The sequence below is a fragment of the Mesorhizobium sp. B3-1-8 genome (assembly GCF_006439495.1).
In the GTDB taxonomy this organism is placed as follows: Bacteria; Pseudomonadota; Alphaproteobacteria; order Rhizobiales; family Rhizobiaceae; genus Mesorhizobium.
In genome coordinates this window covers 190,221-217,176 of the sequence record NZ_VFTK01000006.1, presented here as the reverse complement: position 1 = coordinate 217,176, position 26,956 = coordinate 190,221, and the positions used below count along the sequence as shown (strand labels likewise).

Here is a 26,956-nt window from a genome sequence, read left to right as displayed (position 1 = left end):
TGCGGCGAACGCATCATAGGGGAGAAACTGTTACCTATGTATCCGGTTCAAAGTGTTACCCATCTATCGGCTGGACACCGGCAGGCGGATGAGGGGCAGCGCCGACGCTTGCGAATATGTAATTCGGTGCTGAACCGACTGCCTGTCAGAAGGCCTCAGCTGTTACGACCGCGTGCAAATCGCCAGCACCCGCGCTGCCCCTCATTGTCCTGCCGGACATTTCTCCCCGTATAGTGACGGGGAGAAAGGGCAGTTGCTAGGCTGCCGTCAGTCCTTCTTCGCCACCGCGACGCGCAGCGACAGCTCGCGCAGCTGTTGCGGGGTGGCTTCGGAAGGCGCGCTCATCAGCAGGTCGTAGGCCTGCTGGTTCATCGGGAACATGGTGATCTCGCGCAGGTTCTTGGCGCCGACGAGCAGCATGACGATGCGGTCGACGCCCGCCGCCATGCCGCCATGCGGCGGCGCGCCATACTGGAAGGCGCGGTAGAGGCCGCCGAAGCGCTCTTCCACCGTCGCGCGGTCCAGGCCGACCATCTCGAAAGCCTTGACCATGGTTTCCGGCAGGTGGTTGCGGATGCCGCCCGACGCGATCTCGAAGCCGTTGCAGACCATGTCGTACTGGAACGCCTTGATGCCGAGCGGCTCCTCACCATTCAGCGCGTCGATGCCCCCTTGCGGCATGGAGAACGGATTGTGGGCGAAGTCGATCTTCTTCTCGTCCTCGTTCCATTCGAAGAACGGGAAGTCGACGATCCAGCAAAGTTCGAACCGCTCGCGGTCGACCAGGTTCAGTTCCTCGCCGGCGCGGGTGCGCGCCGCGCCCGCGAAAGTGACGAACTTCTTCGGGTCGCCGGCGACGAAGAAAGCGGCATCGCCATCGGCGAGGCCGAGCTGCTGGCGGATCGCCTCGGTGCGCTCCTCGCCGATGTTCTTGGCGATCGGGCCGGCGCCTTCGAGTTTTTCACCTTCCTTGCGCCAGAAGATGTAGCCGAGCCCCGGCTGGCCCTCGCCCTGCGCCCAGGAATTCATGCGGTCGCAGAAGGCGCGGCTGCCGCCGGTCTTGGCCGGAATGGCCCACACCTCGGCCTTCGGATCGTTGGCCAGGATGTTGGCGAACACCTTGAAGCCGGAGTCGCGAAAATGATCCGAGACCGCCTGCATCTCGATCGGGTTGCGCAGGTCCGGCTTGTCGGTGCCATAGGTGCGCATAGCCTCGTCATAGGGAATGCGGCGGAATTTCTGCGTCACCGGCTTGCCGGCGGCGAACGTCTCGAAGACCGCGCGGAGGACAGGCTCCATCGTGCTGAGCACGTCGTCCTGCTCGACGAAGCTCATTTCGAGGTCGAGCTGGTAGAACTCGCCCGGCAGGCGGTCGGCGCGCGGATCCTCGTCGCGGAAGCAGGGCGCGATCTGGAAATAGCGGTCAAAGCCGGAGACCATGATCAGCTGCTTGTACTGCTGCGGCGCCTGCGGCAGCGCGTAGAAGGTGCCGGGATGGATGCGCGACGGCACCAGGAAATCGCGCGCGCCTTCCGGCGACGAGGCGGTGAGGATCGGCGTCGAAAATTCGGTGAAACCGACCTCCCCCATGCGCTTGCGCATCTCAGCGATGATCTTCGTGCGCGCCACGATATTCCGGTGCAGCGTCTCGCGGCGCAGGTCGAGGAAGCGGTATTTCAGGCGGATGTCTTCGGGATATTCAGGTTCGCCGAACACCGGCAGCGGCAGCTCCTTGGCGGCCGACAGCACTTCGATCTCGCGCGCGAAAATCTCGATCTCGCCGGTCGGCAGGTTTGGATTGACGGTTTCCGGCAGGCGCGCCTTGACCTCGCCGTCGACGCGGATCACCCATTCGCCGCGCAGTGTCTCGGCCACCTTGAAGGCCGGCGAATCCGGATCGGCGACGATCTGGGTCAGGCCGTAATGGTCGCGCAGGTCGATGAAAAGCAGGCCGCCATGGTCGCGCACGCGATGCACCCAGCCCGACAGGCGGACGGAATTGCCGACGTCGCTCTTTCTCAACTGGGCACAGGTGTGGCTGCGGTAACGATGCATGGTCATGGGTAAAGTCCGGAAATTGCGGGCGTCGGCCCGGCTCGAAAATTGGCGCGAAAAGCGCATGAGAGGCCGGCTTTGTCAAGGCAAGCGGTCATACAGGCGCGCTGCCGCAGCCGCTCAAGCAAAGTGGATCTGCGCGCCCTGGCTTTGGAAAGCGGCGAGCGTGGCGGGAGGCGCGCTCTTTTCCACCACGAGATGGCGGATCGCATCCGCCTTCGCCACGCGATAGGGCGCGGCGGTGGCAAGCTTGTCGTTGGTGACGGCAATGACGATACCAGCGCTGTTTTTTGCCATGGCGCGCTTCACCTCGGCTTCGGCCGAATCGACGGCGGTGACGCCGCGCGCGACATCCAGCCCGCAGGAGCCCAGAAAGAACAGATCGGCGCCGAGTTGCGCCACGGCGGCGAGCGTGTCGGCGCCGACGCAGGTGCCGAGATCGGGCACATAGCGGCCGCCGAGCACGATCAGCTCGACCAGGGGAAGGTCCGTCAGAGCCGAGGCGACGCCCAGCGAATTGGTGGCGACGGTCAGTTGGATGCCGCGCGGGATCGCCCTGGCGATCGCCTCATTGGTCGTGCCGCCGTCGATGAACAGCGACTGCCCCGCGCTCAGCAGCCCGACCGCCGCCCTGGCGAGCCGCGTTTTTTCCTCGACCGCATGACGGCTGCGCTGGCTGAGCGTCGCGGCGGCAAAGGGCGCGGAAGCGACCGCGCCGCCATAGACGCGGCGCAGTTGCCCGGCCTTCGCCAATTCCCTGAGATCGCGGCGCACCGTGTCTTCCGACACGCCGAAACGGCTGGCGAGCTCTCCGGCCAGCACCTTTCCGTCCGCCGCAAGCCGGTCGCGAATGAGTTGGTGGCGTTCTTCGGTGAGCATGCACGATCCTATTTATTTGTGCACGTTATTGCATGTTTTGCCTGTTCATGCAAGAAACAGAGTCGCCGGCGGACCGCGAAGAGGTCGCGCGCCAAAATCTCCTTGTTGGATTGCCCGTGATGACCCTTGGCCTGAAACTCGCTCCGCAGCACCGCGTCTATGCCGGCTTCGCGATCTATTCCTTCGCTATGGGCAACATCTTTCCGCGCCTGCCCGACATCAAGCATGCCATGCAGATCGAGGACGGCACGCTGGGACTCGCCCTGATCGGGACGCCGATCGGCACGCTGATCGCGCTGACGCTGGCGACGCCGATCCTGGAGCGCGTCGGCTTTCGCCGCGCGCTGCTGTGGCTGGTGCCGCTGCTGGCGCTTGCCTATTCTGTCGCGGTGCACGCGCCGGGCCCGGCCGCGTTGTTCCTGATGCTGCTCCCGGTCGGACTGATGATCGGCAGCATCGAGATCATCTTGAATGTCGAGGCCGACAGGACCGAGTTCCTGCTCAAGCGCCGCATCATGAACCGGGCGCATTCGTTCTGGAGCATCGGCTTCTTCGGCGCCGGGCTGTTCGGCGGCGCGCTGGCGCATCTCGGCCTGTCGCCGCAACTGCATCTGGTGCTGGTGGTGCCGATGGTGGCGGTTGCGGTGGCGCTGTTGCTCGGCGGCTTCCAACCGGCGCCCGCCCGCTTCGTCACGTCAGGCGACAAAGCGCCGATGTTCGCCCGGCCGACGCTGCCGATCCTCATCCTCGTCGCGGTGACGCTGTCGGCAATGCTGATGGAAGGCGCCAGCATGGACTGGTCGGCGATCTATATGCGCACTGTGTTCGACTCAGGGCCCTTCGTTGCCGGGATCACCGTGGCGCTGTTCGCCTTCTCGCAGGCGACGACACGCTTCTTCGCCGACAGCATCGTCGACCGCCACTCGCCGAGCGGCGTGGCGCGCGTGTTGTTGGCAACGATGGCTGCCGGCGTGTTCATCGTCTTCTTCTCGCCCTTGCCCTTCGTCTCGATGCTGGGCTTCGCGCTCATGGGCATCGGCTGCAGCGCGATCTTTCCGCTGGCGATTTCGGCGGCCGCCCAGATGACGGACCGCTCCGCCGCGATCAACGTTGCCGCATTGTCGCAGATCTCCTTCGTCGCCTTCCTGCTCGGTCCGCCGCTGCTCGGCTTCGTCTCGGACCACTGGGGCATCCGCTCGGCCTATGGCATCGGCATACCGTTCATCGTGCTCAGCCTAGCGGCAGCGGGCGCGCTTGGCCGGCGACCGTCGCCGAGCGCCGTAACGGACGGAACAGGATCCGACACGACGGGAGAGAGAGTACCGGCGCGGGCCTACGAGGCATGAACCGCTCGCCCATCGTCAAGTCGATCACGATCGCGGCACCGTTGTCCGACGTCTGGCGCAGCGTGACCGAACCGACATGATGCAGGGCTGGATGTCGCCCGCATGCCAGCCTCCACTGGGGCGGCACGCTGCCGATTCTGAAAGCGCCGTGGAGCGGACCGCGACGGCTTGAGGGACATCGCGGGTTGGCGCGCCGGTACGCGGCGCGATTTCGCATGGGAGAACCCGGCGATCGGGCCACCGCTTACGCTGCGGCGGCTTGACGAAAGGGCGCGCGGCTGAAATTGAAAGAGGCCTAATATTGTGCCAAAAGCGATTTGATGCAGGTCATCACCACACAAGAAGAACTCGAGAGCGTTGTCGCGGCGTTCGAAAAGTCGGAATTCGTTACCGTCGATACCGAATTCATCCGCGAGACGACCTTCTGGCCGATCCTCTGCCTGATCCAGATCGCCGCGCCTGGGATTGAGGCGCTTATCGATCCGTTGTCGCCCGGCATCGACCTGAAACCGTTTTTCCGGCTCATGGCCAACGAAGCGGTGCTGAAGGTCTTCCACGCGGCGCGGCAGGACATCGAAATCATCGTCCATCTCGGCAATCTGGTGCCGCATCCAGTGTTCGACACGCAGGTGGCGGCGATGGTCTGCGGCTTCGGCGACAGCGTTTCCTATGACCAGCTTGTCCAGAAGGTCACCGGAGCCCGGCTCGACAAATCCTCGCGCTTCACCGACTGGCGGCACCGGCCGCTCTCCGACAAGCAGCTCGAATACGCGCTCGCCGACGTCACCCACCTGATCAAGGTCTACCAGCATCTCAGCGCCGAGCTGAAGCGCGAGGACCGCGCCCATTGGCTGAACGAGGAGATGGATGTCCTCACCTCGCGCGAGACCTACGATCCGCATCCCGAAGATGCCTGGAAGCGGCTGAAGATGCGGCTGCGCAAGCCGCAGGAGCTGGCGATCGTGCAGGCGGTGGCCGCCTGGCGCGAACGCGAGGCGCGCGAGCGCGACGTGCCGCGCGGCCGCGTGCTCAAGGATGATGCGATCTACGAGATCGCGCAGCAGGCGCCGCGCGACGCGGCGGCGCTCGGCAAGCTGCGCACCACGCCGAAAGGCTGGGAGCGCTCCGCGACGGCAACCGCGCTGCTTGGCGCGGTCAATACCGCCCTTGCCCTGCCCAAGGATGCGATGCCGAAACTGCCGAAAAGCGTCCAGCCGCAGGAAGGATCGAGCGCGGCGTCGGAGCTGCTCAAGGTGCTGCTCAGGATCGTCGCGGAGAAGGAAGGCGTCGCCACCAAGGTGCTTGCCTCCAGCGACGATATCGACCGCATAGCCGCCGAGGGCGACGAAGCCGACGTGGCGGCGCTGCAGGGCTGGCGGCGCGCCGTTTTCGGCGAGCAGGCGCTGAGGCTGGTGCGCGGCGAGATCGGCATCAAGTTCGACAAGCGCCGGATCGCGGTGTTCGACCTTTAGAGCAATTCCAGGAAAAGTGCGTAAAAACAAAGAGATAGACCGTTTCCGTGAAACGGTGAAACGCTCTAGCGTCACACCACCGCGAGCAGGTGCAGCGCGAACCAGAACCAGGCGATAAGAAGTATACCCGCGCCAAGGAAGAAGGCGCGGCTGCGGTGCAGCACATAGTTTCTGTCGAGATGCACCCAGGCGTGCACATAGCGCGCGACTATGAACAGCCACATCAACGCCAGCGTCAGGTAGTTCACGCCATTGGTGACGAACAGCGCCAGGCAGAGCACGTGGAAGAGAACCGGCAGCTCGAACTGGTTGATCAGATTGTTGGCGACTGTGACGCTCGAGGCCGGCTCGGTGGAGCGGACCTTGTACTGGCCGACCTTCGCTTCGCCGGACTTCACGGCGAGATAGCGCCGCTTCAGCATCACCAGATAGACGATGTAGACCAGGAGCACATGCGCCAGCATCGGCCAGAAGATGGCGGTCTGGTGCATTTGTCCGCCCTCTCCTCCCGTCAGCGCCGCCGCTGCCCGGCCAGCGCGAAGAATGCGACGACAAAGAATGGAATGGCCAGCAGCGCGAATTTGGTGACGGTCAGCAAAGAGGCGAAGGCCAGCGAATCGGGGTTGGCCAGCTGGAAATCGGAGAGCAGCCGCGCCAGGGCAAAATTCTGAGCATAGTCGGCGACCGTATAGGGCAGCACCAGCACGAGCGCGAACAGGGCCTGCAGCTGCGCCGGCATGGCGCGGAAGGTGCTGAGCCGCCGCCCGAAGGCAAGGATGAGGCTGACCAGCGTCAGCGACAGCAGCGCCGGGAACAAAAGATCGAAGGTCAAATAGTGCCAGACGATGATGATCTCGCCGCCGCGACGGCCGAGTGCTGTGAGCCACGCCATGCCTTCGTCGGGCGTGAAGCCGGCGACGCGCATGTCGAGCGCGGCCAAGCCGCCGCTCAAGCGCTGGAAATAAAGAAACTCCAGCGCCGTCATGACGAGGAAAAGCGCGATCGAGGCAATGGACAGCGCCGCCGCGTGCCGCGACAGCCGCAGCACCGCCACGCTCAAGCTACGCCACAGCCCCTGGCGGTCGGGCCGATCGGCCTCTCGATCAAAGTCCGCCCGGGTAATTGGGGCTTTCGCGGGTGATCGTGACGTCATGGGCGTGGCTTTCACGAAGTCCGGCATTGGATATGCGCACAAAAGTGGCGCGCTCGCGGAAATCTGCAAGGTCACGTCCACCCACATAACCCATAGCGGCTTTCAGGCCGCCTGCAAGCTGGTGCAGCACGCCAGCCACAGGTCCTTTGTAGGGAACCTGCCCTTCAATGCCTTCCGGAACCAGTTTCAGCGTATCGCGGACCTCGGCCTGGAAGTAGCGATCGGCCGAGCCGCGCGCCATGGCGCCGACCGAGCCCATGCCGCGGTAAGCCTTGAAGGAGCGGCCCTGGTGCAGATAGACCTCGCCCGGGCTCTCGTCGGTGCCGGCAAGCAGCGAGCCGATCATTGCTGCGCTTGCGCCCGCGGCAAGCGCCTTGGCCAGATCGCCCGAATATTTGATGCCGCCGTCGGCAATGACGCTCACGCCAGACTTATGCGCCGTCTCCACCGCCGACATGATCGCCGAAAGCTGCGGCACCCCGACGCCGGCCACGATTCTGGTTGTGCAGATCGAGCCCGGGCCGATGCCGACCTTGACGGCGTCGGCGCCGGCGTCGATCAGCGCCTGCGTGCCGTCGGCGGTGGCGACATTGCCAGCCAGGATGCGCACGGAATTGGAGAGCTTCTTCGCCCGCGCCACCGCGTCCAGCACGCGCTGCGAATGGCCGTGCGCGGTGTCGATGACCAGAAGGTCGACGCCGGCGTCGATCAGGCGCTCGGCACGCTCGAAACCGTCGTCGCCGACACTGGTGGCGGCCGCCGCGCGCAGGCGGCCTTGCGCGTCCTTGGTGGCGTGCGGGTTGAGCTGCGACTTCTCGATGTCCTTGACGGTGATCAGGCCGACGCAATTACCATTCCTGTCGACCACCACCAGCTTCTCGATGCGGTGTTTGTGGAGCAGGCGCTTGGCTTCGTCCTGGTCGACATTCTCCTTGACCGTGATCAGGTTCTCACGCGTCATCAGCTCGTAGACCTTCTGCGCCGGATCGGAAGCAAAGCGCACGTCGCGGTTGGTGAGGATGCCGACGAGCCGGCCGACCGTGTGGCCGCCGGTGCCGCCATTTTCGACCACTGGAATGCCCGAAATCGAATAGGTGCGCATCAGCGCCAGCGCGTCGGCCAGCGTGGCGTCCGGGCCGATGGTGACGGGGTTCACCACCATGCCGGATTCGAATTTCTTCACCTGCCTGACCTGCTCGGCCTGCTCGGCCGGCGAGAAATTGCGGTGGATGACGCCGATGCCGCCGGCCTGCGCCATGGCGATCGCCAGCCGCGCCTCGGTGACGGTGTCCATCGCCGCCGACAGGATCGGCACGTTGAGATCGATGTCGCCTGCAATACGGGTGCGGATGTCGGTCTCGCCCGGCATGACTTCGGAATGGCCGGGCTGCAAGAGCACGTCGTCGAAGGTCAGCGCCAGCGCGCCGGTGGACGTTTCGATGATTTTTGCCATGGCCAGTCCTTTTGAATGCGGAAAAGGCGCTGGGCCGATTGGCCAGCGCCGACTCTCATCTTCCCTTTCAGGATTGGCGCTGGCTGGTAACACGTCCCGGGGCGGTTGAAAAGCCGATCGTTGCGCGAGGTGACGGCACCCGTTTCGAGCCAAAGCGTTCATCGCTAGCGTTCGTAAGTATCGTCGCGTGTCCAGTTTTCGACAGCGACGACCGGCTGTTGCTCAAGCCGCGACAACAACGCTGCGCGCGAGTGGAGCAATAGTTCCTGCGTGTCGGCGGGAACGATCCGCGCCACAGGCCGCCCATTGCTGACCACGACATAGCTCTCCACGCAGGATGAAGGAGAGTTTGCGTTCGACGTCAGCTATGGAGACAATGTCAGCACTCCATGCAGATCGGTAGTATGACAATACGCCCGGTAGAACGACATTCCGCCGAAAAATTTGCCCTACCAGTGGTTGCGATCCCGCAAAAGTGACAGCAATTTAATGCGACATCCGGGCCGAGGCGTGATAACCGCCCGGTCGCACCGGTTCGCCCCCAAGCCGGGCCTAGAATCGCGAAGACAAATCAGGGCGTTTCCCTTGAACCGCATCATTCCGCTCATCCTGGCGGTCGCACTTTTCATGGAGAACATGGATTCGACCGTGATCGCGACGTCGCTGCCGGCGATCGCCGTCGACATCCACACCAGCCCGATCGCGCTGAAGCTGGCGCTGACCGCCTATCTGGTGTCGCTGGCGATCTTCATTCCGATCAGCGGCTGGATGGCGGACCGGTTCGGCGCCAAGAACGTGTTTCGCGCCGCGATCGGCGTCTTCATCGCCGGCTCGGTCGCCTGCGCCTTCGCCAATTCGCTGCCGGCTTTCGTTGTGTCGCGCTTCCTGCAAGGCATGGGCGGCGCGATGATGACGCCGGTCGGCCGGCTGGTGCTGGTGCGCGCCACGCCGAAGAACGAGCTCGTCGCGGCAATGTCCTGGCTGACCGTGCCGGCGCTGGTCGGTCCGCTGGTCGGCCCACCGATCGGCGGTTTCATCACCACCTATTTCACCTGGCACTGGATCTTTCTCATCAATGTGCCGATCGGCCTGATCGGCATGTGGCTCGCCACGCGTTATCTGCCCAAGACGGAGCCTGTCCAGACGCCGCCGCTCGATTTCCCCGGCTTCGTGCTCTCGGGGCTTGCCGCTTCCGGCGTCGTGTTCGGCCTTTCCGTCGTCAGCCTGCCGGCGCTGCCGCCGATGGCGGGCTTCATCACTGTCGCCGTCGGCGTGGTCTCAGGCGTGCTCTATCTGCTCCATGCCCGGCGCGCCAGGAACCCGCTCTTGGCGCTGGAGCTGTTCCGCAACCAGGTGTTCCGATCCTCCGTGCTCGGCGGCTCGCTGTTTCGCATCGGCATCGGCGCGGTGCCGTTCCTCTTGCCGCTGATGTTCCAGATCGGCTTCGGGCTCACGCCCTTCCAGTCGGGCATGATCACTTTCGTCTCGGCGATCGGCGCCATCGGCATGAAGTTCGTCACGGCACTGCTTTTCCGCCTCGCCGGCTTCCGTCGGGTGCTGATCTGGGGCTCGCTTGTCGCGGCCGCCTCGATCGCGATCTACGGCTTGTTCACGCCGCAGACGCCTTATGCGCTGATGCTGGCGATACTTCTGGTCGGCGGCTTCATCCGCTCGATGTTCTTCACCGGCGTCAACGCGCTCTCCTATGCCGAGATCACGCCCGCCGACACCAGCAAGGCGACGCCGATCACGGCGGTTTTCCAGCAATTGTCGATCGCGCTCGGCGTTGCGCTGGCCGGCGGCATCCTCGAAGTATCGACGTCCATCCATGGCGGGCCGCTGACGCTCAGCGACTTCCACATCGCCTTCTTCATCGTGGCGGCCGTTTCGGCGGCGGCATCCATCACCTTCATGCGGCTGGCGCCGGACGCCGGCAACGCCGTCTCGGGCCACGGCCGCCTGACCACGCCGAAGACGCTGGAAACGGTGGGGACAGCGGGGAAGTAGCTCACGGCGCCGCCCTGCGTGACTTCGTCATTCCAGGGCGGAGCAAGGAGCGAAGCGACGCGCGCAGACCCTGGAATCCATGCCAGAACCAACACACAGGATTCTACGGTCTACGCTTCGCTCCGCCCTAGAATGACGAAGTTCCAGGACCTTTGAACTCCTTCGCCAGCAGATAAAGCTCCACCGACTCCTCCCGCGAGGCCGGTGGCTTGACGTGATGGACCGAGCGGAAATTTTGCTTCAGCAGTGACAAAAGCTCGTTCTCGGCGCCGCCTTGAAATGTCTTGGCGAGGAAATGCCCGCCGGGCTTGAGCACATGCAGGGCGAAATCGGCCGCGACTTCGCACAGATGCATGGTTCGCAGATGATCGGTGCGGCGGTGCCCGGTCGTGGGCGCCGCCATATCGGACAGCACCACATCCGACTGGCCGCCCAGCGCCTCGGCAAGTTTTTGCGGCGCGTCGGGATCGAGGAAATCCATCCGCAGGATGACGGCGCCCGGGACCGCGTCCATTTCGAGATAGTCGATGCCGACGACATGCGGATTGTCCGCCGTGGACTTCGTCCGCGCCGCCGCCACCTGGCACCAGCCGCCGGGCGCGGCGCCCAGGTCGATCACTTTCATGCCGGGCTTCAGCAGACGATGCTTGTCGTCGATCTCGATCAGCTTGTAGGCGGCGCGGGAGCGGTAGCCATCGGCCTTGGAGCGCTGCACATAAGGATCGTTCATGTGGCGCTCGAGCCAGCGGCGCGAAGACTCCTTCAAGCCGCTCTTCTTCTTGATCCTGGTCTTGAGGACGCGAATGCCGGCAGATCCTGGCTTTTCGGGTTTCTTGGTCATTGCCTGATTTCTTGCCCGAGCATGATCCTGTGCGAAAACCGATCGCCACTTTTCGCTGGCCCGGTCCTGAGATTCGGCATCAGGATTTCTGGTCGGCTTTTTCTCGCTCGCTTCATCGTGCCGGTTTTGCGACGGCTTCGCGTTTCACGGAGGGCTTCCCCCACTCCGCCGCCGCTTCGCGGCGCCACCTCTCCCCCCTTCGGAGGGAGAGGAAGGGAGCCAAGGCTGGCGACCTCGCGCCTTTCCTCTCCCCCGTCGATCGGGGGAGAGGTGTCGAGCGAAGCTCGACGGAGCGGGGGTCGACTGCTGATCAAAACAACGCGGCCACCTTTTGGGATCATGCCCGGCGCCCACCATCGCCACGCCAGACGCCGTCATCGGCCATCAGTTCGCTCAGGATTCCCTCGCGCAGGCCGCGGTCGGCGACGCGCAGCCGCTCGGACGGCCAAACGCCGCGGATCGCTTCCAGTATGGCGCAGCCGGCGAGCACCAGGTCGGCGCGGTCGGCGCCGATGCAGGGATTGGCGCAGCGCTGCTGGAAATCCCAGCCGATCAGCCGCTCGATCATGCGATCGACGCTGTCGCGATCCATCCAGAGGCCATCGACACGGCGGCGGTCGTAGCGCTCGAGATCGAGATGCACGCCGGCCAGCGTCGTCACCGTGCCGGAGGTGCCGAGCAGATGGAAGTTGGGGCTGGCCAGTACATGTGCGAGCCGGTCGCGGCCGTCGAAGACCTTCAGGCGCGTAGCCACGTCGTCGACCATGGCGGCGAAGGTCTCGCGCGTCACCGTGCGTCCGCCGAAGCGCTCGGCGAGCGACACCACGCCGACAGGCAGCGAGGTCCACGACACGATGTGATTGGCGAGCCGCGGAGAGCGCCGTCCGGTCAGGTCGATCAGGGCGATTTCGGACGAGCCGCCGCCAATATCGAACAGCACCACGCCCTGCGTGTCGCGCTCGACCAGCGAGCCGCAACCGGAAACGGCAAGGCGGGCCTCGGTCTGGCGGTCGATGATTTCGAGCTTCAGCCCGGCCTCGCGCTCGACGCGGTCCAGGAATTCGACGCCGTTGGCGGCCGAACGGCAGGCTTCGGTGGCGATCAGCCTGGCTTTCCTGATCTTGCGGTTGCGCAGTTTCTCGCCGCAGATCTTCAGCGCCTCGACGGCGCGGTCCATCGCGGCCTGGCTTAGTCGACCGCTGGCGGTGAGCCCCTCGCCCAGCCTGACGATGCGCGAGAAAGCGTCGATGACGCGGAATTGGCCGTGACGGCCGGGCACCGCGACCAGCAGCCGGCAATTGTTGGTGCCGAGGTCGAGCGCGGCGAAAACCGGCAATTCCTGCTGCGGCGGACGCTGTGGGACCGACAGCCTTGGCTCAACCTGTGGCGGCGCGTTCCGAGGTTGGTTTGCCGCCACGCTGGCAGGCGCGGCATGCGGCAGCGCGCCGCTGTCGTCGCGCGCGAACACCTTGCGGCCGCGCCTGCGCTTGCGGCGCTTGCGCGTCTTGCCTTTCGGCTGATCGCCCTGCTGGTCGGCCTGACTTGCGCCAGTTTGCCTCTGGTTGGCATGTCTGGGGTCGGCATGTCTTTGGTGCGCACCCGCGTGGCGGCTGAATCGCGCCGTGTGCTGGCCCGCCGACTGCGTCGGCGATGCCCCGGACATGCCCACTGCCGACGCGCCCGCGCCGGTATCGTGGTCTTCCACTTCAGTTCCTTCCGGCGCCGCGCGAACCGGGAACGGACGCAGCAGGCACCTCGATTTGTTTCAAGTTGAGGGCAGAGTAGCAGCGCCGTTCGCAATCACCAAGAGCGCATGGCCGAATTTCGCTAACCTCACTTTTTGCCGGCGTCACGTAGGGGCAATGTCTTGCCGGTTGAATAGCCGGCTTCAATCGGGCATGTCTCAAACGAGGGGTTCGAAAGGGTTTGGGCACATCAAATCAATGAGCTGCAACGCATGATGACGACGCCATGAATTGGAGGCGCTATTTCTGGCCGGTCGTAGGCATCGCGGCCGTGGCGTTCTCGCTGTGGCTGCTCATTCACGAACTGCGCGGCATTTCGCTCAACGATGTTTGGGTCGGCATTTCCGCCATCCCGCCGCGCGGCTGGCTGCTCGCGGCGCTGTGCTCGATCGTCGCCTACGCCGCGCTCGCCGGCTACGACCACATCGCGCTCTTGCATATCGGCAAGAAGGTATCGTGGCTGTTCGTCACGCTGTGCTCCTTCACCACTTACGCGGTGTCGCACAATATCGGCGGCTCCGTGTTTTCCGGTGCGGTGATCCGCTACCGCGCCTATGCGACGCGGGGACTGACCGGCCAGGAGGTCGGCGTGCTGGTGGCGATCTGCTGGTTCACCTTCATCCTGTCCAGCATCTTCCTCGGCGGCCTCGTGCTGTTGCTCGAACCCCAGATCATCGATCGTTTCACGGGCGCGCCGCATCACGGCGCGGCCTTCGCCACCGGGCTCGCCATGCTCATCCTTGTCGGCGCCTACGCCTTCGGCAGCTGGTTGCGGCTCAGACCGCTGAAGATAGGCAGCTTCCAGCTGCACTATCCGGCGCTGCCGATCGTGGCGCGGCAATTGCTGATCGGGCCAGTCGAGCTGCTTGGGGCCGCCGCGATCATCTATTTTGCCCTGCCCGAGGTTAGCAATCCCGGCTATTTCGTCGTGCTCGGCGTGTTCATGGTGTCGTTCTCGATCGGGCTGTTGTCGCACGCGCCGGGCGCGCTCGGCGTGTTCGAGTTCGTCTTCCTCACCGGCCTTTCGGACATGGACCCAGTCGGCGTGCTCGCCGCCCTTCTGGTGTTCCGCCTGTTCTATCTCATCATTCCGCTGCTGATCGGCCTTGGGGTGGTGCTCTATTTCGAGCATTCGCAATACAGCCGCGAGGAGAACTGAAGCCTTCGGCGTCTGGCGGCGGAGCCAATGCATGTCGCCCAAAAGCGCAGAGCGGTTTTGGGCGAACGACATGCATCGGACAAAGGCTCAAAAAGCCTGCGGTTGATCTCTGCTGCGGGCTTGACTATTTTTCGATGGCGGCTACAAGGCAGCGCTCGCGGCACATGAGCCGCCCGCTTCGCGCGATACCAATCGCGCCTGCTGGGGAATAGGTTAACGGTAGACCCACGGACTCTGACTCCGTTAGTCCTGGTTCGAATCCAGGTTCCCCAGCCACAAGTTTCCGCGAATTGCCAAACATCACAGTGGGCTTCGCCATGGGCTGAGCTCCGCCCGATCTGCGGTTATATTAGCAATAAACGATATGTTAACGGCTGAGGCGCAGCCTGTTCGAATCGGGAGGTCCCCGATCGACGATCCGGCACCCAGTATGCCGAGACGCCCGACCGATGCGGAGCAAACGCATGAGTGTCGAAACGGCATTGGCGCAGCTGTTGCGCATGATCCATCGTCGCGCCCTCAATTTGGCGACGATGCCGGACGATGAGAGAGATCCATACTACGACAGCATCCGCCGGTCATGCTGCGGAGCGGCCGAGCATATCGGGCAGTCTCCCGACAATGCAGCCATGACGGCAAACAGCATGGTCGAATTTACCCGGGCAATGGTCGGTATCATCGAGGCGGGACGTGGGTAAGCCGCAAACACACTCGCGACGAGCTCGGGAGATGCCGAGAGGCGCGGTTGCGGCCCGTTACCCGAAGCTTGCAACGTGATCGTGCCATCGCACATCAATGATCCGGCTTGGGAGCGATCGCTATTTCAGATCGCGCCCCAAATGTTCGACGACAAATGTTTGGTTGTCGGCATTACCGGCCAGCAAACATCCGACTGATTGTCGGACGGCAGCCCGTTCCGCATCCGCGTCGGGTTGCGGGCATCCTGCGCATATTTCAAGGCCGCGCCCATGCGGTTCAACGTCTTCAGTATCGACATAGATCTCATCCCTGGTTCGCCGTGGCAGGGAGGGGGTCGATCCCTGCTGCCTTCGTTATGGCGAGCTAAATGATCGATGAATGTTTCCGTCGCATTGCACGGAAACAGGAGGCCCGTAACCGGAACAGTTCGCCCTGAAACATTTGCGTGCAAATGAGTTCAAGGCCCCCGGCCGAATCGATCTGCCGCCATCGCGCAGTTTCCTTTTCGAAACAAATACGCGCCCAGGCGCCATCGGACCGAAACGAATGCGCGGCAAAACCGTCATCGACCGGCGCGACCGGATTTAAAAACAAAGGAAAATGAAATGACCAAGTTCCTTCGTAATGCAGTTCTTGCAATTGTTGCTGCTTCTGGGCTCGTTGGCTCGGCTTATGCTCAGCAGGCGACTATCAACTCCTGCAGCAATCACGACGATTACTGGACCCAGTGCCTGAACGGTGCGCATGGCAGCCACCATGATGGCCGCGGAAGCGATCGTCGGTAATCGACACGTCCGCTGAAAGAGCCCCGCAGGCATCTCGCCGGCGGGGCTCTTTCTGTTCGAAGTGCTGCCGGGCCGCTCGCCGCCCTCAGTCAGCAAGGCCAACCTCCCGGTCGGTATCGATATCTGGGCATGACCTGCGCGGCTATCCGGTGGGCGACGCCTCCACATGGATGCGGAGCAGCAGCAAATGAGCTTGCCCGGATCGCGAGATGGTGCCGGATTGACGGGGAATAGAGGGGGCATATTTCCCACCAGCGTCGCGCTGACGTCTCGCATTCAAAGCATGGTGCGTGGACGCCAGTCGCCTTGCCGGCAGTTTGATCCATCGCCGCATTACAGCAATTTTTCCCAAGCCCGGAACCGGCAACGCTGCGAGGGTTGTCAGCGCATGGCCGCTGCCCTGCCGTTCGGTTGAGAAAGATCATGCCAATATCCTCGTTTTTCACTGCCCTTACGTCCGAAGGTCCTCCAACCGAGCGGCGGAAGGAGATGAGTCTCTATGGATGGCTGGTCGGGAGCTGGGACATGGATACGATCCATCACCTCGATGACGGCGCCATCCAGAAATCGACTGGCGAATGCCATTTCGGCTGGGTGCTCGAAGGCCGCGCCATCCAGGACCTCTGGATAAGACCCAGGCGCCCTGCTCCGTCCACCATGTACGGCACGACCTTGCGCATCTTCGATCCTAGGATCGGCGGCTGGCACATCATCTGGAGCGATCCGCTCAACCAGGATTATTCGCGCCAGATCGGACGGGCCGAGGGCAAGGACATCGTCCAGATCGGGGAAGACTGGCGGGGCCTGCAAGCGAGATGGCGCTTCACCGAGATCACGGCCGACAGCTTTCATTGGATCGGGGAGGAAAGAGCCGCCGATGGCGATCCCTGGCGTGTGACGTATGAGCATTTCGCGCGGCGGGCGAATCCGTAAGCTAGCCGGTGATTTCAGTTACCTCTCGCTACTGGAGGGGTATCTTCCGGCCTAAATGCTTCGAAGCGGCCAGGTCATTTCACGCAGCTTTGAGAGAACCGCATTCTCGAATTGCGACGGCTGGTGAAACTCGCTGGTGACCACGCCCAGCTTTCTCGGCGGCAGGCCATCCCGCAAGGGAACAACGGCCAGGCCGGGCAGCGGGCACGATCTGGCGGCGATCTCGGGGACGACGGTCAGGCCGATGTTCTGCTGCGCGAGCTGGCAGCCGGTCATAAGCTGGCGCACCTCGACGACGGTTCTCGGCTGCAGGCCGGACCGCTCCGACATCATGGCCAGCCAATTGCCCGATGTCGTTCCGGAGGGAAAGCGGATGAAAGGTTCGGCAAGCACCTCTTCGTCGGCAAGCTCGGATCTGGCGGCGAGAGGATGCGATGTCGACAGGACGACGCAGGCGCCGTCCTGGCAGAGCAGCTCGAACAGCAGACCGGGCGACGGAACGAACACGCTACTGATGCCGAAATCGATCTCGTTCGACCTCACGAGCTGAAACGTTTCCTCGCTGTCGATCTCCACGATATCGAGCACATGGTTCGGGAACCGGGGCCGCAGCGCATGAAAGGCGGGGCCAATGAACATCGCGGCGAAGGACGCCACACTTGCAACCCGCAGGATCTGCTCGGTGCCGAGGCTGAGCGAAGCGAGCTGATCGACGATTGCCTCATTGCCCGCAACAAGCCGCCGCAGCCCGGGCAGCAGCGAACTGCCGGCGGGGCTGAGCCGAAGCCCTTCGCGGTCGCGGACCAGAAGCGTGAAGCCCAATTGCTTTTCCAGCTGCGTGACGTGCTGCGAGATGGCCGGCTGGGTAAGGCCCAGCTCTTCCGCAGCCTGGGTGAACGAGTTCAGTTCCAGCACCGTCAGCAGGCTGCGCACACGGCGCACGGATATCTCACCGCGTCGGGAAAGCATGACGGGCACCTTCATAAGCGTCTTTGGATGATCATAACGAAACGCTATTTCCTGGCGCATTCATAAGCAACTAGCTTCGCCGCAACGATGTGCGGAGATTTGGATGACGGCTCGCGATTCAGGGATTCAACGAATTCACGCCCGCAAAAATCATTCCTGCTACGGAATGGGCCTGGGCATCATCATCCTGGACGAGGTCTATCCCGGGTTCCCCGGCGACGTGCGCAACGCCAGCGCCTATCCCTTTCCGATCCAGTATGAAATCGCCGAAGGCGTCGACATCCAGCACCTCGTCCGCGGCGACGACAAGAAAGCCCTGCTCAAGCCGATTGTCAGGGCCGCGCGGAAGCTGGAACGCATGGGATGTCGCGCGATCGCCGCCGAATGCGGCTACTTCGCCTGGTTCCAGAAGGAGATCGCGGCCAGCGTCGATGTGCCGGTTTTCGCGTCGAGCCTGCTGCAGGTACCCCTCGCCCAGATGATCATCGGTCCCGAAAGGGTCGTCGGCATTCTCGTCGCCGAGGGCGACCGGCTCAGTGACCGGCACCTGACTTCGGTCGGCGTGACGCTCGGAACGAACTATATCGTCCACGGCGCCAAGGATGACGGCAAGACCCCACAATTCGACAATCTCTGGACAAAGGACATCCGGCCCGAAATCCCTACCGCGGATTATGACCTGGCCGAGCGCGACATCGTCAAGGTCGCGAAGGATTTCGCCGCCGCCCATTCGGACATGGGAGCCATGGTTCTGGAATGCACCGGGTTTCAGCCCTTTGGCCGGGCAATACAGCGCGAAATCGACATGCCCGTGTTCAGCTGGTCGACCTTGCTGGACTATGCCTATTCCGTCGCCGTGCACCGGGATTTCTACGGCCACGTCTGACCTGCGCGGTCAGCCCGAATGAAAAGGCGCGGCCGAGGCCGCGCCCTTCATAAGCTTCTTCGGAGGCCTGGTTCGACCCGTGATGCCTACTCCGCCGCCTCGTAACCGGCGATGCCCTTGATCTCGAGGAAATCCTCCAGGCCGTATTCGGCATATTCGCGGCCGTTGCCGGACTGCTTGTAGCCGCCGAAAGGCAGGCCCGCATCCCAGGCTGGGTAGTTGATGTAGACATTGCCGGAGCGCACGCGGGCAGCCACGTCGCGCGCCTTCTCGATGTCCCTGGCTTGGATGTAGGAGGCGAGGCCGAAGACGGTGTCGTTGGCCTGCTCGACCGCCAGCTCGACGGTGTCGTAAGGCATGATCGACAGCACCGGCCCGAAGATCTCCTCCTTGGCGATGCGCATGTCGTGCGTGACGTTGGCGAAGACGGTCGGGCGGACATAATAGCCGCGGTTGAGCTCGGCCGGGCGGCCGGGGCCGCCGGCCACCAGCGTGGCGCCCTCGTCGATGCCGCTCTGGATCAAAGCTTGAATCTTGTCGAACTGCAACTGGCTGACCACCGGGCCGAGCTTGGACGCGGGCGCGTCGGCCGGACCGACGGTGAACTTCTCCGCCGCCCTTTTGGCGTAGCCCGCCGCCTCGTCGTGGCGGTCGCGCGGCACGAACATGCGGGTCGGCGCGTTGCAGGACTGGCCGCTGTTGCCGAAGCAGCCAGCGACGCCCTTGGTGACGGCCCGCTCCAGATCGACATCGGGGAACAGGATGTTGGCCGACTTGCCGCCGAGTTCCTGATGCACGCGTTTGACCGTATCGGCCGCCGCCTTGGCGACCAGGATGCCGGCGCGGGTAGAGCCGGTGAAGGACATCATGTCGACATCGGGATGGCTGGCCAGCGCCTGGCCGACGCCCGGACCGTCACCGTTGACGAGGTTGAAGACGCCCTTCGGCACGCCGGCCTCGTCGATGATCTCGGCGAAGATGATGGCGTCGAGCGGCGCGATCTCGGACGGCTTGAGCACCATTGTGCAGCCGGCGGCAAGGGCGGGACCGACCTTGCAGGTGATCTGGTTCAGCGGCCAGTTCCACGGTGTGATCAGGCCGACGACGCCGATCGGCTCCTTGACGATGAGCGCCGAGCCCTTGACGTGGCGGAACTGGAAGCTCTTCAGCACCTCGGCCATCTTTTCCAGATGCGCCTGGCCGACCCCGACCTGGCTGTCCAGCGCCATCTGACGCGGCGCGCCCATTTCGCGCGAAACGGCGAGGGCAAGGTCCTTGCTGCGCTTCTTGTAGACTTCGATGACGCGGTGGAGGATATCGAGCCGTTCCTCGACCGAGGTGAAGCCGAAAGTGGCGAAAGCGCGCTTGGCGGCGGCCACCGCCTTGTCGACATCGGCCCTGGAGCCGAGTGAAATCTGGGCGAAAGCGTCTTCGTTCGAGGGGTCGATGACGTCGAGAGTGTTCGGCACCACGGGATCGACCCAGGCGCCGTCGATATAGAATTGCAGATCGTGTGACATGGTTTCGCTCCCTGCGGGCCGCTTTTGGTCGATTGTGGTGAGGTGGTCGTCATATATCGCCAGAAATAACGATGCGGCATGTGCTCTGTCAAACGCAAGCTTGAAGTGTTTGAGCCAGCGCGTCAGGCGTTGCGCCAGAGCGAATGCCGCCGCCACAGAGTTAGAACAGTGTGTGTCCTGCTTCGCCCAGCAACCGGATCGCCGCGGCCCCGTCCGAGGCCTTCACCAACAGGTGGTCGCCGTCGAAGGTAGAGACGACGAAGATGCCCAGAGCATTTTCCGACAGCGGTCTGATTACCGACAGCACGATGCCGGTTTCGCCGAAGGCAAATGGGCCTTCGAATTTGAAGGCGACCCAGTCGTTGTCCTGCCTGACGGCAGCCGGGACACGCTCCTGCAAACAGGCGATCGACAGTTCGTCGTCCGTCCTGCTGATGCTGACGAAGCCTGGTCCGTCTGCCCAGTCAGGAATAGTTTCTCCAGCTTCAAGCCGTGCAATCGCATAAAGACCGGGAAGTTGCTTCAATCTGATCCGGGCAGGCATTCGTCGAATTCCGTCTCTGGTTGCCGTGGTCATGGAAGGCTCTTGCTCATATAGACCGTCGTGCCGTTCATGAACGGCTCCTCACGATCGATGGCATAGCCGAGCCTTTTGTACAGCGACACATTTGTCACGAAGGCACTGTTGGTCAGCAGGCGAAGCTCGCGAAGGCCTGCTTCAACGGCTTTGCGCTCGGCGCTGTCGAGCAGCTTGCGCCCGATGCCCCTGCCCTGCGCCTCGGGAGCCACGGCGACATTCTCGATCCAAATATGATCGTCACGCGCAATGGTTTCGATCAGGCCGATGATGCGGCCGTTCTCGATGGCGAGCTCGAACCGATGCTCGCGGACGGCCTTGTCGTAATCGGCGCGCATCGGCAAGGGCTCGCGGCCGATCGCCGGCACCCATTTGGCATAGGCTTCGCGCACGACGGCCTTGATTGCCGCGGCGTCCGCCGGCTCGGCCGGCCGAAACTCCAGGGAAGAAACGACGCTCATTCAGACACTCCAAAATGCAAAAAACCCGCCGATCGTTGCGATGGGCGGGGCTGGGACGGACGAACCGGGTGACTTGCTAGCCGGCCTTTGTCTTCACGCAATCAGCTTGCCGCTCCTTCGAACGGCGGCGTCGCTGCGGATTTGCGAAAAAGGCGGTCATGGCCGGAAATTGGACCGGGAGCCGAGACGCTGTCAAGCCGGCAGCGTCGACACGGCAGGCACCTCGCCCGATCCGGCGAACCTCTCCCGCATCGTTCGTAAAAATCGATCATTATAACCCGAATAATTCGTTGGAAAGATTGGTTCTGGAATGGCATTCCGGCTGCGAAGCGCCTGGAGAATTGAATTGTCCTTCCTGCTCGCCACCGCGAACGATCTTCCAACTCGCCTGAACTCGGCCAACGCCGAGCGCAAGCGCCCTGCCCCAACCTCGATCTCAACCGGCGTCGTGCCGGGACTGGTGCTGGTGGCGATGATCACCAGTGTCGCCTACTCTGCGCGCGGTTTCTCCGGCCTCACCTTGTTCAGCCCGATGATCCTGGCGGTCGTCGCCGGCATGGTCTATTCCAACGTGCTCGGCCTTCCTGCCCATGCCAAGGCCGGCATCGCCTTTTCGCAAAAGCGCCTGCTGCGCTTCGCCATCGTGCTGCTGGGTTTCCAGCTCACGCTCGGCCAGGTAGCGGGCATCGGCCTTGGCGGCGTCGGCATCGTCGCAGCCACGCTCGGCGCCACCTTCCTCTTCACCGTCACGCTCGGCCGGCTGATCGGCGTCGACCGGAAGCTCGCGCAGCTCATCGCCGCCGGCACCTCGATCTGCGGCGCCTCGGCGATCGTCGCCACCAACATCGTCACCGATGCGCGCGACGAGGACGTCACCTACGCCGTTGCCGCGATCACGCTGTTCGGAACCGTCGCCATGCTCGGCTTTCCGCTGCTGGCGCCGGTTCTTGGGCTCGATCAGCACGCATTCGGTCTGTGGGCAGGAGCCTCGATCCACGAGGTGGCGCAGGTGATCGGCGCCGGCTTCCAGAACGGCACGCTCTCCGGCGAGACCGCGACCGTCGCCAAGCTGACGCGGGTCGCCATGCTGGCGCCGATGGTGATCGCGCTCGGCCTGATGGCGCGCCGCGGCAGCACCGACGCATCCGGCGCAAAGCCGCCGATGCCCTGGTTCGTGGCCGCTTTCGTCGCGATCGTGGCGTTGAACAGCCTGGTCGCGATCCCGGCCCAGTTCCACTCGGTGATCGCTTTAGCCGCGCAGATCATGCTGACCATGGGGCTCGCCGCCATGGGCCTTCAGGCCGATATTTCCGAGCTGCGCTCGCGCGGCCTGCGGCCACTGATGCTGGCCTTCTCGGCGTTCATCTTCATCGCGGGCTTCAGCCTGGTGCTGGTGAGGTTCGCCTGAGGCAGGCCGGGGCCGGCCTCACCTCTCAGTCTTCGTCTTCGTCTTCGTCATTGTCCTCGAACTCACATGCCGCGACATAGATCGCGGCGAGTTTCTCGATGCCGGCCTGGTCTTCCTTGTCGAAGCGGCCGGGCAGCGGGCTGTCGAGGTCGAGCACGCCGAACGCGCCTTCAGCGTCGCGCAAAAGCACCACCAGCTCGGAACGCGAATCGGCATCGCAGGCGATGTGGCCGGGAAATTCGTTGACGTCCTTGACCAGCATCGACATGTCGAGTTCGATGGCCTTGCCGCAGACGCCCTTGCCGACAGCGATGCGAACGCAAGCGGGTTTGCCCTGGAAGGGCCCGAGCACCAGCTCGTCCTCGGAGGCGAGGAAATAGAAGCCGGCCCAGTTGAGACCGGGCACCATCTGATAGATCAGCGCCGCCGTGTTGGCGGCATTGGCGACGGAATCGCCCTCGCCTTCCAGCAGCGCTTTCAATTGCGTGGCCAACTCCTTGTAGAAGGCCGGCTTGTTGCTTGTGTCGATTGCCGTTGCCGCGAACATCGTTTGATCTCTCCGTTGCAAGCCGGCCGCGCGGCCGGCTACAGTTCACCTCTCTGTGCCACCAAAACCGCCGTCGGGAAACAGCCTATCGTGACCTCCAGTCATTCCAGATCAGCGAGGGCCAGGACGATCCGCATCGCCGCCGCTGTCATCCGCGACGACGACGGCAGGCTGCTTCTGGTGCGCAAGCGCGGTACCAGCGCCTTCATGCAGGCCGGCGGCAAGATCGAGCCGGACGAGTTGCCGGCCGCCGCCCTTGCGCGCGAATTGCGCGAGGAGCTGGGCGTTGCCGTCGATCCGGCCGAGGCCTTCCATCTCGGTTCCTTCTCGGCGCCTGCCGTCAATGAGCCTGACGCCCGCGTCGAGGCCGAGCTGTTCGAACTCTCCATCACCGGCGAGCCGGTCCCGGCGGCAGAAATCGAGGAGATGATCTGGCTGAATCCGGAGCTGGCGAGCGGCATGGAACTGGCGCCGCTCACCGCCGATATCGTGCTGCCGCGCTACGGCCGCCAGCCATGAGTTCACGCAACCAGCCAAAACAGGCGGCGGGCGGAGCGCCTTTGACCTTCGCGGTGCTGGTCTTTCCCGGCTTTCCAATGATGGCGTTTTCTTCCGTCATCGAGCCGCTGCGCGCGGCCAACGTGCTTGCCAGGCGCGAATGCTACCGCTGGGTGATCGTCGGCGCAGACCGGGGCACGGTCGAGGCCTCCAACGGCGTCGTCATCCAGCCGGGCTTTTCAGCCTCCGACGCGCCGAAGGTCGACCGCATCGTCGTGTGTTCCGGTGGCGATGCCGACCACGTCGTGGCCGATGAAGCGATGAGCTGGATCCGCAAAAGCCTGCGTGGCGGCGCGCATATCGGCGCTGTCGCCGATGCGGCGTTCTTCCTCGCCCGCGCCGGCCTGCTCGACGGCCATGCCTGCACCTTGCACTGGACGAGCCAGGCCGCCTTCACCGAAGCTTTTCCGGATATCGAGCTTCGGCGCGATCTCTTCGTCATCGACCGCAAGCGCTTCACCTCGGCCGGCGGCGTCGGCAGCCTCGACATGATGCTGGAGATCATCACGCGCGACTGTGGCGCCGAGATCGCGGCGGGCGTCGCCGAATGGTTCGTGCATTCTCCATTGCGCTCCAGCGTCGACCGCAAGCTGATGCCGCTCAGGCTGCGCACCGGCGTTCAGAACGAGCTGGTGCTGTCGGCCATCGCCATCATGGAAGACGCTGTGGAAGAGCGGCTCGGCATGGCGGAGCTGGCGGCAAGGCTCGGCGTGTCGTCCGACAAGCTCGAGCGCAATTTCCGCGCCGAGCTGGATGTCTCGCCCAACGGATATTACCGGCGGCTGCGGCTGAAGCGCGCGGCGGACCTGTTGGCGCATTCGACGCTGATGGTGCGCGATGTGGCGCTGGCCTGCGGTTTTGCGTCGATGTCGAGCTTTGCGAGGGCGTTTCGCGAGGAACATGGTCACGCGCCGAAGGCGATGAGAAGGCATTAGTGTGTTTGTGCGCGCTGACGCGATGAAACGCTGGCGGGACAGCGCCCCCCTCTGTCCTGCCGGACATCTCCCCCACTTGGGGGGAGATTGGCAGTTCCGGCGCCAACGCGTCCTTTCGACGTTGGAGATTGGCGAAGCGATGCGCGACATCTGATCTCCCCCCTTGTGGGGGAGATGTCCGGCAGGACAGAGGGGGGCGCGAAGGATCACGGCGTTGCCCGTTCGCCTGCGGCACCCGGCACGACATCTGCGGAATTCCGCACAGCGATCTTACAGCGTCCGGCTATGGTCTCCCCAACAGGAGACCCCGCCATGAGTATCGTCGTTTTCGACCCCGACAGCACCGAGGATGTGGACTTCAAGGACCGCATGCGCCATCCGGCCGCGGCCGATCCCGCCGGCGGCATGTGGCTTTCCGACACCGAGCCGTCCTTCATCGACGCGGACGCGCTGCGCAAGGGACGGCTCGCCAAGCTGCGCGCCTGGATGCGCGAGGCGGGCTATGGCGGCATCGTGCTGTTCGACCCCTACAACCAGCGCTACGCCACCGGCTCGCGCAACATGTTCGGCTATTTCCTGCGCAACTCGACGCGGTACTTCTTCATCCCGACCGAAGGGCCGATCGTGCTGTTCGAATATCCGCAGAGCTACCACGTCTCCATGGTGCTCGACACCATCGACGAGGCGCGGCCTTCCAAGCTCGTCTGGTCCTCCGTCTCCGGCCGCGATGACGAGACTGCCGGGCCGTTCGCCGACGAGATCACCGAGCTTCTGAAGAAGCATGGCGGCGGATCGATGAAGCTCGGTCTCGACCGCTGCAGCCATCTCCAGGCGCTGGCCCTGGAAAGGCGCGGCTGCGAGGTGCGCGATTGCCAGGGCGAGATTCTCGCCGTGCGCGCGGTGAAGACGCCGGAGGAAGTCAAATGCCTGCAGGTGTCGATGGCGGGCGCCGAAGCCGCGGTGGCGGCTGTGCGCGAAGCGATCAAGCCCGGCGTCTCCGAAAACGACCTGTTCGCCATCATGTACGGCGAGGTGATCCGGCAAGGCGGCGAGTTCATCGAGACCCGGTTGCTCACCTCGGGACAGCGCACCAATCCATGGTTCAACGAGGCGAGCGGCCGCAAAATCAGACCGGGCGAGTTGCTGGCGCTCGATACCGACACGATCGGCTGCTACGGCTATTATTCCGACTTCTCGCGCACCTTCCGCTGCGGCCCGGGCAAGCCGACGCCCTATCAGAAATCGCTCTACCGCATGGCGCACGACCAGGTGCAGCACAATATCTCAATCGTGGAGCCCGGCATGGCGTTCCGCGAGATTGCCGAGAAGGCCTGGAAAATCCCCGATCGCTTCGTCGACCAGCGCTACACCTCGGTCATGCACGGCGTCGGCATGCATGGCGAAACGCCTTTCATCGCGCACTCGATGGACTACGAGACCTATGGCCGCGACGGCATCATCGTGCCTGGCATGGTGGTGAGCGTGGAAAGCTATATCGGCGAGAAAGGCGGCCGCGAAGGCGTCAAGCTCGAGGACGAGATCCTGATCACCGAGACCGGCACCGAACTGCTCTCGCGCTTTCCTTATGAGGATGAGTTTCTGGAGCCGCAGGTTTGATGCAGGCAAGCACGATGAGCGCCGGTCCGGCATCGCAAACCTTGGCGATTGGCCGCAACACCTGTGCCGTCGCCATTCCAGGGCGAAGCAAGGAGCGAAGCGACGCGGCGCAGACCCTGGAAGCCATGCCGTTCCGTCTCCGCTTCGCCGCGGTGCGGAATTCTGTTAGGCAGCAATTGACGATCAAGGTAACGGCATGGATTCCAGGGTCTTCGCGACGCCGCTACGCGGCTGCTTCGCCCTGGAATGACGAAGTTTGAGCATACGCATGAAAACGCCCATTTCCATTCGACGCGGCACGGTGGCCGCGGTGTTCATCGATCTCCAGGAGGAGCATCGCAAGGACAGACGCTATCTGGTCGAGGGGTTTGCCGACATCCTCGCCAATGTGCAGCGCCTGCAGGAGGCGGCGCGGCGCAATTTCGTGCCGCTCCACCACTGGGCCTATATCGTGGATCTTGCCGAGGCGCGGCCTTTCCACCCGGTGGACGAAAGCGGCAAGTCGGCCTTCTCCGACAAGGACGATCCGCTGACGGCGATCTGCCATGAGGTGGCGCCGCAAAACGGCGAAGCCACTCTGGTCAAGCAGGAAGCCAGCGCCTTCGGCAAGAACGATTTCGGCGACAAGCTCAAGGCAGCCGGCATCGAATGGCTGGTGATTGCCGGCGTCTGGACCGAGGCCTGCATCGACGCCACTGTGAAGGACGCGGTGGCGCGCGGCTTTCGCGTGCTGCTGGTCAAGGACGCCTGCGGCAGCGCAAGTGCGGCCATGCATCAGACCGGCATCCTCAACCTCGCCAACCGGCTCTACGGCGGCGCCGTCGTCAACACGCTCGATGCCTGCCGGCTGATGGCAGGCGACACGGTCAATGTCTGGCAGGTCGAGGGCTCGGTGCCGCTGCGCTTCACCTTCGAGAACGCGGCGCGGCTCTACGCCGAGCTCTGACGGCA

The 26,956-nt window shown here is 63.8% G+C and carries 27 protein-coding genes and 1 tRNA gene; 15 read left to right on the top strand and 13 right to left on the bottom strand.

Annotation, left to right across the window (positions count from 1 at the left end):
* Positions 1-267 precede the first annotated feature (267 nt).
* Together aspS and FJ424_RS08290 are read right to left on the bottom strand one after the other, a co-directional pair.
* Positions 268-2,055, bottom strand: a complete 1,788-nt coding sequence (gene aspS, locus FJ424_RS08295) for an aspartate--tRNA ligase (RefSeq protein ID WP_181182255.1) — start codon at positions 2,053-2,055, stop codon at positions 268-270.
* Positions 2,056-2,175: 120 nt separating this feature from the next.
* The gene (locus FJ424_RS08290) at positions 2,176-2,934 is read right to left on the bottom strand and encodes a DeoR/GlpR family DNA-binding transcription regulator (protein WP_140659743.1); all 759 of its coding nucleotides are present in this window, start codon (positions 2,932-2,934) and stop codon (positions 2,176-2,178) included.
* A 119-nt stretch (positions 2,935-3,053) separates the two neighbouring features.
* On the opposite strand from FJ424_RS08290, the gene FJ424_RS08285 reads away from it, so the two are divergent.
* Together FJ424_RS08285 and rnd are read left to right on the top strand one after the other, a co-directional pair.
* Positions 3,054-4,280: an MFS transporter gene (locus FJ424_RS08285; protein ID WP_140659744.1), complete on the top strand. Its 1,227-nt coding sequence runs from the start codon at positions 3,054-3,056 to the stop codon at positions 4,278-4,280.
* Positions 4,281-4,600: 320 nt separating this feature from the next.
* The gene (gene rnd / locus FJ424_RS08280) at positions 4,601-5,752 is read left to right on the top strand and encodes a ribonuclease D (RefSeq protein ID WP_140659745.1); all 1,152 of its coding nucleotides are present in this window, start codon (positions 4,601-4,603) and stop codon (positions 5,750-5,752) included.
* A gap of 71 nt (positions 5,753-5,823) precedes the next feature.
* Here the strand turns inward: rnd and FJ424_RS08275 are convergent, their stop codons facing one another.
* The 3 genes from FJ424_RS08275 to guaB are packed head-to-tail and all read right to left on the bottom strand — an operon-like array spanning position 5,824 to position 8,358.
* Positions 5,824-6,243 (bottom strand): MAPEG family protein, encoded by a 420-nt coding sequence (locus FJ424_RS08275; protein ID WP_140659746.1) that lies wholly within the window; start codon positions 6,241-6,243, stop codon positions 5,824-5,826.
* 20 nt (positions 6,244-6,263) lie between these two features.
* Positions 6,264-6,932: a hypothetical protein gene (locus tag FJ424_RS08270; RefSeq protein WP_246686040.1), complete on the bottom strand. Its 669-nt coding sequence runs from the start codon at positions 6,930-6,932 to the stop codon at positions 6,264-6,266.
* Complete coding sequence (gene guaB / locus FJ424_RS08265) at positions 6,856-8,358, bottom strand: IMP dehydrogenase (protein ID WP_140659747.1); 1,503 nt, start codon at positions 8,356-8,358, stop codon at positions 6,856-6,858. The genes FJ424_RS08270 and guaB overlap by 77 nt, the downstream gene beginning before the upstream one ends.
* A gap of 585 nt (positions 8,359-8,943) precedes the next feature.
* Between guaB and FJ424_RS08255 the strand changes: the two genes are divergently transcribed.
* A complete protein-coding gene (locus FJ424_RS08255; protein ID WP_140659748.1) occupies positions 8,944-10,365 on the top strand; it encodes an MFS transporter in 1,422 nt (473 codons plus the stop codon).
* A gap of 127 nt (positions 10,366-10,492) precedes the next feature.
* Here FJ424_RS08255 and FJ424_RS08250 read toward each other — a convergent pair whose 3' ends face one another.
* Together FJ424_RS08250 and FJ424_RS08240 are read right to left on the bottom strand one after the other, a co-directional pair.
* The gene (locus FJ424_RS08250) at positions 10,493-11,206 is read right to left on the bottom strand and encodes an RlmE family RNA methyltransferase (RefSeq protein WP_140659749.1); all 714 of its coding nucleotides are present in this window, start codon (positions 11,204-11,206) and stop codon (positions 10,493-10,495) included.
* Between the two features lie 337 nt (positions 11,207-11,543).
* Positions 11,544-12,911 (bottom strand): Ppx/GppA phosphatase family protein, encoded by a 1,368-nt coding sequence (locus FJ424_RS08240; RefSeq protein ID WP_140659750.1) that lies wholly within the window; start codon positions 12,909-12,911, stop codon positions 11,544-11,546.
* Positions 12,912-13,177: 266 nt separating this feature from the next.
* On the opposite strand from FJ424_RS08240, the gene FJ424_RS08235 reads away from it, so the two are divergent.
* The 3 genes from FJ424_RS08235 (at position 13,178) to FJ424_RS08225 (ending at position 14,808) form a co-directional block, all read left to right on the top strand.
* Positions 13,178-14,110 (top strand): YbhN family protein, encoded by a 933-nt coding sequence (locus FJ424_RS08235; RefSeq protein WP_140659751.1) that lies wholly within the window; start codon positions 13,178-13,180, stop codon positions 14,108-14,110.
* Between the two features lie 202 nt (positions 14,111-14,312).
* Positions 14,313-14,386, top strand: a tRNA-Gln gene (locus tag FJ424_RS08230).
* Positions 14,387-14,574: 188 nt separating this feature from the next.
* Positions 14,575-14,808, top strand: coding sequence for a hypothetical protein (locus FJ424_RS08225; protein ID WP_127306973.1), 234 nt, complete (start codon positions 14,575-14,577; stop codon positions 14,806-14,808).
* A 125-nt stretch (positions 14,809-14,933) separates the two neighbouring features.
* On the opposite strand, the gene FJ424_RS33515 is transcribed toward FJ424_RS08225, so the two are convergent.
* Positions 14,934-15,107 (bottom strand): hypothetical protein, encoded by a 174-nt coding sequence (locus tag FJ424_RS33515; RefSeq protein WP_181175269.1) that lies wholly within the window; start codon positions 15,105-15,107, stop codon positions 14,934-14,936.
* Positions 15,108-15,414: 307 nt separating this feature from the next.
* On the opposite strand from FJ424_RS33515, the gene FJ424_RS08220 reads away from it, so the two are divergent.
* Together FJ424_RS08220 and FJ424_RS08215 are read left to right on the top strand one after the other, a co-directional pair.
* Positions 15,415-15,594 (top strand): hypothetical protein, encoded by a 180-nt coding sequence (locus tag FJ424_RS08220; RefSeq protein ID WP_140641327.1) that lies wholly within the window; start codon positions 15,415-15,417, stop codon positions 15,592-15,594.
* Between the two features lie 489 nt (positions 15,595-16,083).
* Entirely contained in the window at positions 16,084-16,527 is a 444-nt protein-coding gene (locus FJ424_RS08215) for a hypothetical protein (RefSeq protein ID WP_246677181.1), read from the top strand.
* 51 nt (positions 16,528-16,578) lie between these two features.
* On the opposite strand, the gene FJ424_RS08210 is transcribed toward FJ424_RS08215, so the two are convergent.
* A complete protein-coding gene (locus tag FJ424_RS08210; RefSeq protein ID WP_181182254.1) occupies positions 16,579-17,496 on the bottom strand; it encodes a LysR family transcriptional regulator in 918 nt (305 codons plus the stop codon).
* Between the two features lie 103 nt (positions 17,497-17,599).
* Between FJ424_RS08210 and FJ424_RS08205 the strand changes: the two genes are divergently transcribed.
* On the top strand, positions 17,600-18,382 hold the full coding sequence (locus FJ424_RS08205) for an aspartate/glutamate racemase family protein (RefSeq protein WP_140659754.1): 783 nt from the start codon (positions 17,600-17,602) through the stop codon (positions 18,380-18,382).
* A gap of 86 nt (positions 18,383-18,468) precedes the next feature.
* Here the strand turns inward: FJ424_RS08205 and FJ424_RS08200 are convergent, their stop codons facing one another.
* From FJ424_RS08200 to FJ424_RS08190, 3 genes are all read right to left on the bottom strand, one after another.
* Positions 18,469-19,902, bottom strand: coding sequence for an aldehyde dehydrogenase family protein (locus tag FJ424_RS08200; RefSeq protein WP_140659755.1), 1,434 nt, complete (start codon positions 19,900-19,902; stop codon positions 18,469-18,471).
* A gap of 160 nt (positions 19,903-20,062) precedes the next feature.
* Positions 20,063-20,446: an ACT domain-containing protein gene (locus FJ424_RS08195; RefSeq protein ID WP_140659762.1), complete on the bottom strand. Its 384-nt coding sequence runs from the start codon at positions 20,444-20,446 to the stop codon at positions 20,063-20,065.
* A gap of 29 nt (positions 20,447-20,475) precedes the next feature.
* Positions 20,476-20,940, bottom strand: coding sequence for a GNAT family N-acetyltransferase (locus tag FJ424_RS08190; RefSeq protein ID WP_140659756.1), 465 nt, complete (start codon positions 20,938-20,940; stop codon positions 20,476-20,478).
* Positions 20,941-21,328: 388 nt separating this feature from the next.
* Here FJ424_RS08190 and FJ424_RS08185 point away from each other — a divergent pair, with 388 nt between their 5' ends.
* The gene (locus tag FJ424_RS08185; RefSeq protein ID WP_246677183.1) at positions 21,329-22,348 is read left to right on the top strand and encodes a YeiH family protein; all 1,020 of its coding nucleotides are present in this window, start codon (positions 21,329-21,331) and stop codon (positions 22,346-22,348) included.
* Positions 22,349-22,373: 25 nt separating this feature from the next.
* On the opposite strand, the gene FJ424_RS08180 is transcribed toward FJ424_RS08185, so the two are convergent.
* Entirely contained in the window at positions 22,374-22,895 is a 522-nt protein-coding gene (locus FJ424_RS08180; protein ID WP_140659758.1) for a GAF domain-containing protein, read from the bottom strand.
* Positions 22,896-22,985: 90 nt separating this feature from the next.
* On the opposite strand from FJ424_RS08180, the gene FJ424_RS08175 reads away from it, so the two are divergent.
* The 5 genes from FJ424_RS08175 to FJ424_RS08150 all read left to right on the top strand — a co-directional run bounded on the left by FJ424_RS08175 (position 22,986) and on the right by FJ424_RS08150 (position 26,951).
* A complete protein-coding gene (locus FJ424_RS08175) occupies positions 22,986-23,414 on the top strand; it encodes an NUDIX domain-containing protein (RefSeq protein WP_140659759.1) in 429 nt (142 codons plus the stop codon).
* A complete protein-coding gene (locus FJ424_RS08170; protein ID WP_140659760.1) occupies positions 23,411-24,388 on the top strand; it encodes a GlxA family transcriptional regulator in 978 nt (325 codons plus the stop codon). The genes FJ424_RS08175 and FJ424_RS08170 overlap by 4 nt, the downstream gene beginning before the upstream one ends.
* A 312-nt stretch (positions 24,389-24,700) precedes the next feature.
* The gene (locus tag FJ424_RS08160; protein WP_140656323.1) at positions 24,701-26,005 is read left to right on the top strand and encodes a Xaa-Pro peptidase family protein; all 1,305 of its coding nucleotides are present in this window, start codon (positions 24,701-24,703) and stop codon (positions 26,003-26,005) included.
* Positions 26,005-26,265 (top strand): hypothetical protein, encoded by a 261-nt coding sequence (locus tag FJ424_RS08155; RefSeq protein ID WP_140656327.1) that lies wholly within the window; start codon positions 26,005-26,007, stop codon positions 26,263-26,265. The genes FJ424_RS08160 and FJ424_RS08155 overlap by 1 nt, the downstream gene beginning before the upstream one ends.
* Positions 26,266-26,273: 8 nt before the next feature.
* On the top strand, positions 26,274-26,951 hold the full coding sequence (locus FJ424_RS08150; protein WP_140656330.1) for an isochorismatase family protein: 678 nt from the start codon (positions 26,274-26,276) through the stop codon (positions 26,949-26,951).
* Positions 26,952-26,956: the final 5 nt, after the last annotated feature.

What these genes read in the sequence shown, in the direction of transcription:
- FJ424_RS08190 (WP_140659756.1), bottom strand. Translation starts at nt 20,940, where the DNA reads ATGAGCGTCGTTTCTTCCCTGGAGTTTCGGCCGGCCGAGCCGGCGGAC.
- aspS (WP_181182255.1), bottom strand. Translation starts at nt 2,055, where the DNA reads ATGCATCGTTACCGCAGCCACACCTGTGCCCAGTTGAGAAAGAGCGAC.
- FJ424_RS08250 (WP_140659749.1), bottom strand. Translation starts at nt 11,206, where the DNA reads ATGACCAAGAAACCCGAAAAGCCAGGATCTGCCGGCATTCGCGTCCTC.
- guaB (WP_140659747.1), bottom strand. Translation starts at nt 8,358, where the DNA reads ATGGCAAAAATCATCGAAACGTCCACCGGCGCGCTGGCGCTGACCTTC.
- FJ424_RS08270 (WP_246686040.1), bottom strand. Translation starts at nt 6,932, where the DNA reads ATGCCGGACTTCGTGAAAGCCACGCCCATGACGTCACGATCACCCGCG.
- FJ424_RS08235 (WP_140659751.1), top strand. Translation starts at nt 13,178, where the DNA reads ATGAATTGGAGGCGCTATTTCTGGCCGGTCGTAGGCATCGCGGCCGTG.
- FJ424_RS08275 (WP_140659746.1), bottom strand. Translation starts at nt 6,243, where the DNA reads ATGCACCAGACCGCCATCTTCTGGCCGATGCTGGCGCATGTGCTCCTG.
- FJ424_RS08290 (WP_140659743.1), bottom strand. Translation starts at nt 2,934, where the DNA reads ATGCTCACCGAAGAACGCCACCAACTCATTCGCGACCGGCTTGCGGCG.
- FJ424_RS08170 (WP_140659760.1), top strand. Translation starts at nt 23,411, where the DNA reads ATGAGTTCACGCAACCAGCCAAAACAGGCGGCGGGCGGAGCGCCTTTG.
- FJ424_RS08180 (WP_140659758.1), bottom strand. Translation starts at nt 22,895, where the DNA reads ATGTTCGCGGCAACGGCAATCGACACAAGCAACAAGCCGGCCTTCTAC.
- FJ424_RS08200 (WP_140659755.1), bottom strand. Translation starts at nt 19,902, where the DNA reads ATGTCACACGATCTGCAATTCTATATCGACGGCGCCTGGGTCGATCCC.
- FJ424_RS08195 (WP_140659762.1), bottom strand. Translation starts at nt 20,446, where the DNA reads ATGCCTGCCCGGATCAGATTGAAGCAACTTCCCGGTCTTTATGCGATT.
- FJ424_RS08155 (WP_140656327.1), top strand. Translation starts at nt 26,005, where the DNA reads ATGCAGGCAAGCACGATGAGCGCCGGTCCGGCATCGCAAACCTTGGCG.
- FJ424_RS33515 (WP_181175269.1), bottom strand. Translation starts at nt 15,107, where the DNA reads ATGTCGATACTGAAGACGTTGAACCGCATGGGCGCGGCCTTGAAATAT.
- FJ424_RS08150 (WP_140656330.1), top strand. Translation starts at nt 26,274, where the DNA reads ATGAAAACGCCCATTTCCATTCGACGCGGCACGGTGGCCGCGGTGTTC.
- FJ424_RS08210 (WP_181182254.1), bottom strand. Translation starts at nt 17,496, where the DNA reads ATGCTTTCCCGACGCGGTGAGATATCCGTGCGCCGTGTGCGCAGCCTG.
- FJ424_RS08205 (WP_140659754.1), top strand. Translation starts at nt 17,600, where the DNA reads ATGACGGCTCGCGATTCAGGGATTCAACGAATTCACGCCCGCAAAAAT.
- rnd (WP_140659745.1), top strand. Translation starts at nt 4,601, where the DNA reads ATGCAGGTCATCACCACACAAGAAGAACTCGAGAGCGTTGTCGCGGCG.
- FJ424_RS08215 (WP_246677181.1), top strand. Translation starts at nt 16,084, where the DNA reads ATGAGTCTCTATGGATGGCTGGTCGGGAGCTGGGACATGGATACGATC.
- FJ424_RS08285 (WP_140659744.1), top strand. Translation starts at nt 3,054, where the DNA reads ATGACCCTTGGCCTGAAACTCGCTCCGCAGCACCGCGTCTATGCCGGC.
- FJ424_RS08160 (WP_140656323.1), top strand. Translation starts at nt 24,701, where the DNA reads ATGAGTATCGTCGTTTTCGACCCCGACAGCACCGAGGATGTGGACTTC.
- FJ424_RS08220 (WP_140641327.1), top strand. Translation starts at nt 15,415, where the DNA reads ATGACCAAGTTCCTTCGTAATGCAGTTCTTGCAATTGTTGCTGCTTCT.
- FJ424_RS08225 (WP_127306973.1), top strand. Translation starts at nt 14,575, where the DNA reads ATGAGTGTCGAAACGGCATTGGCGCAGCTGTTGCGCATGATCCATCGT.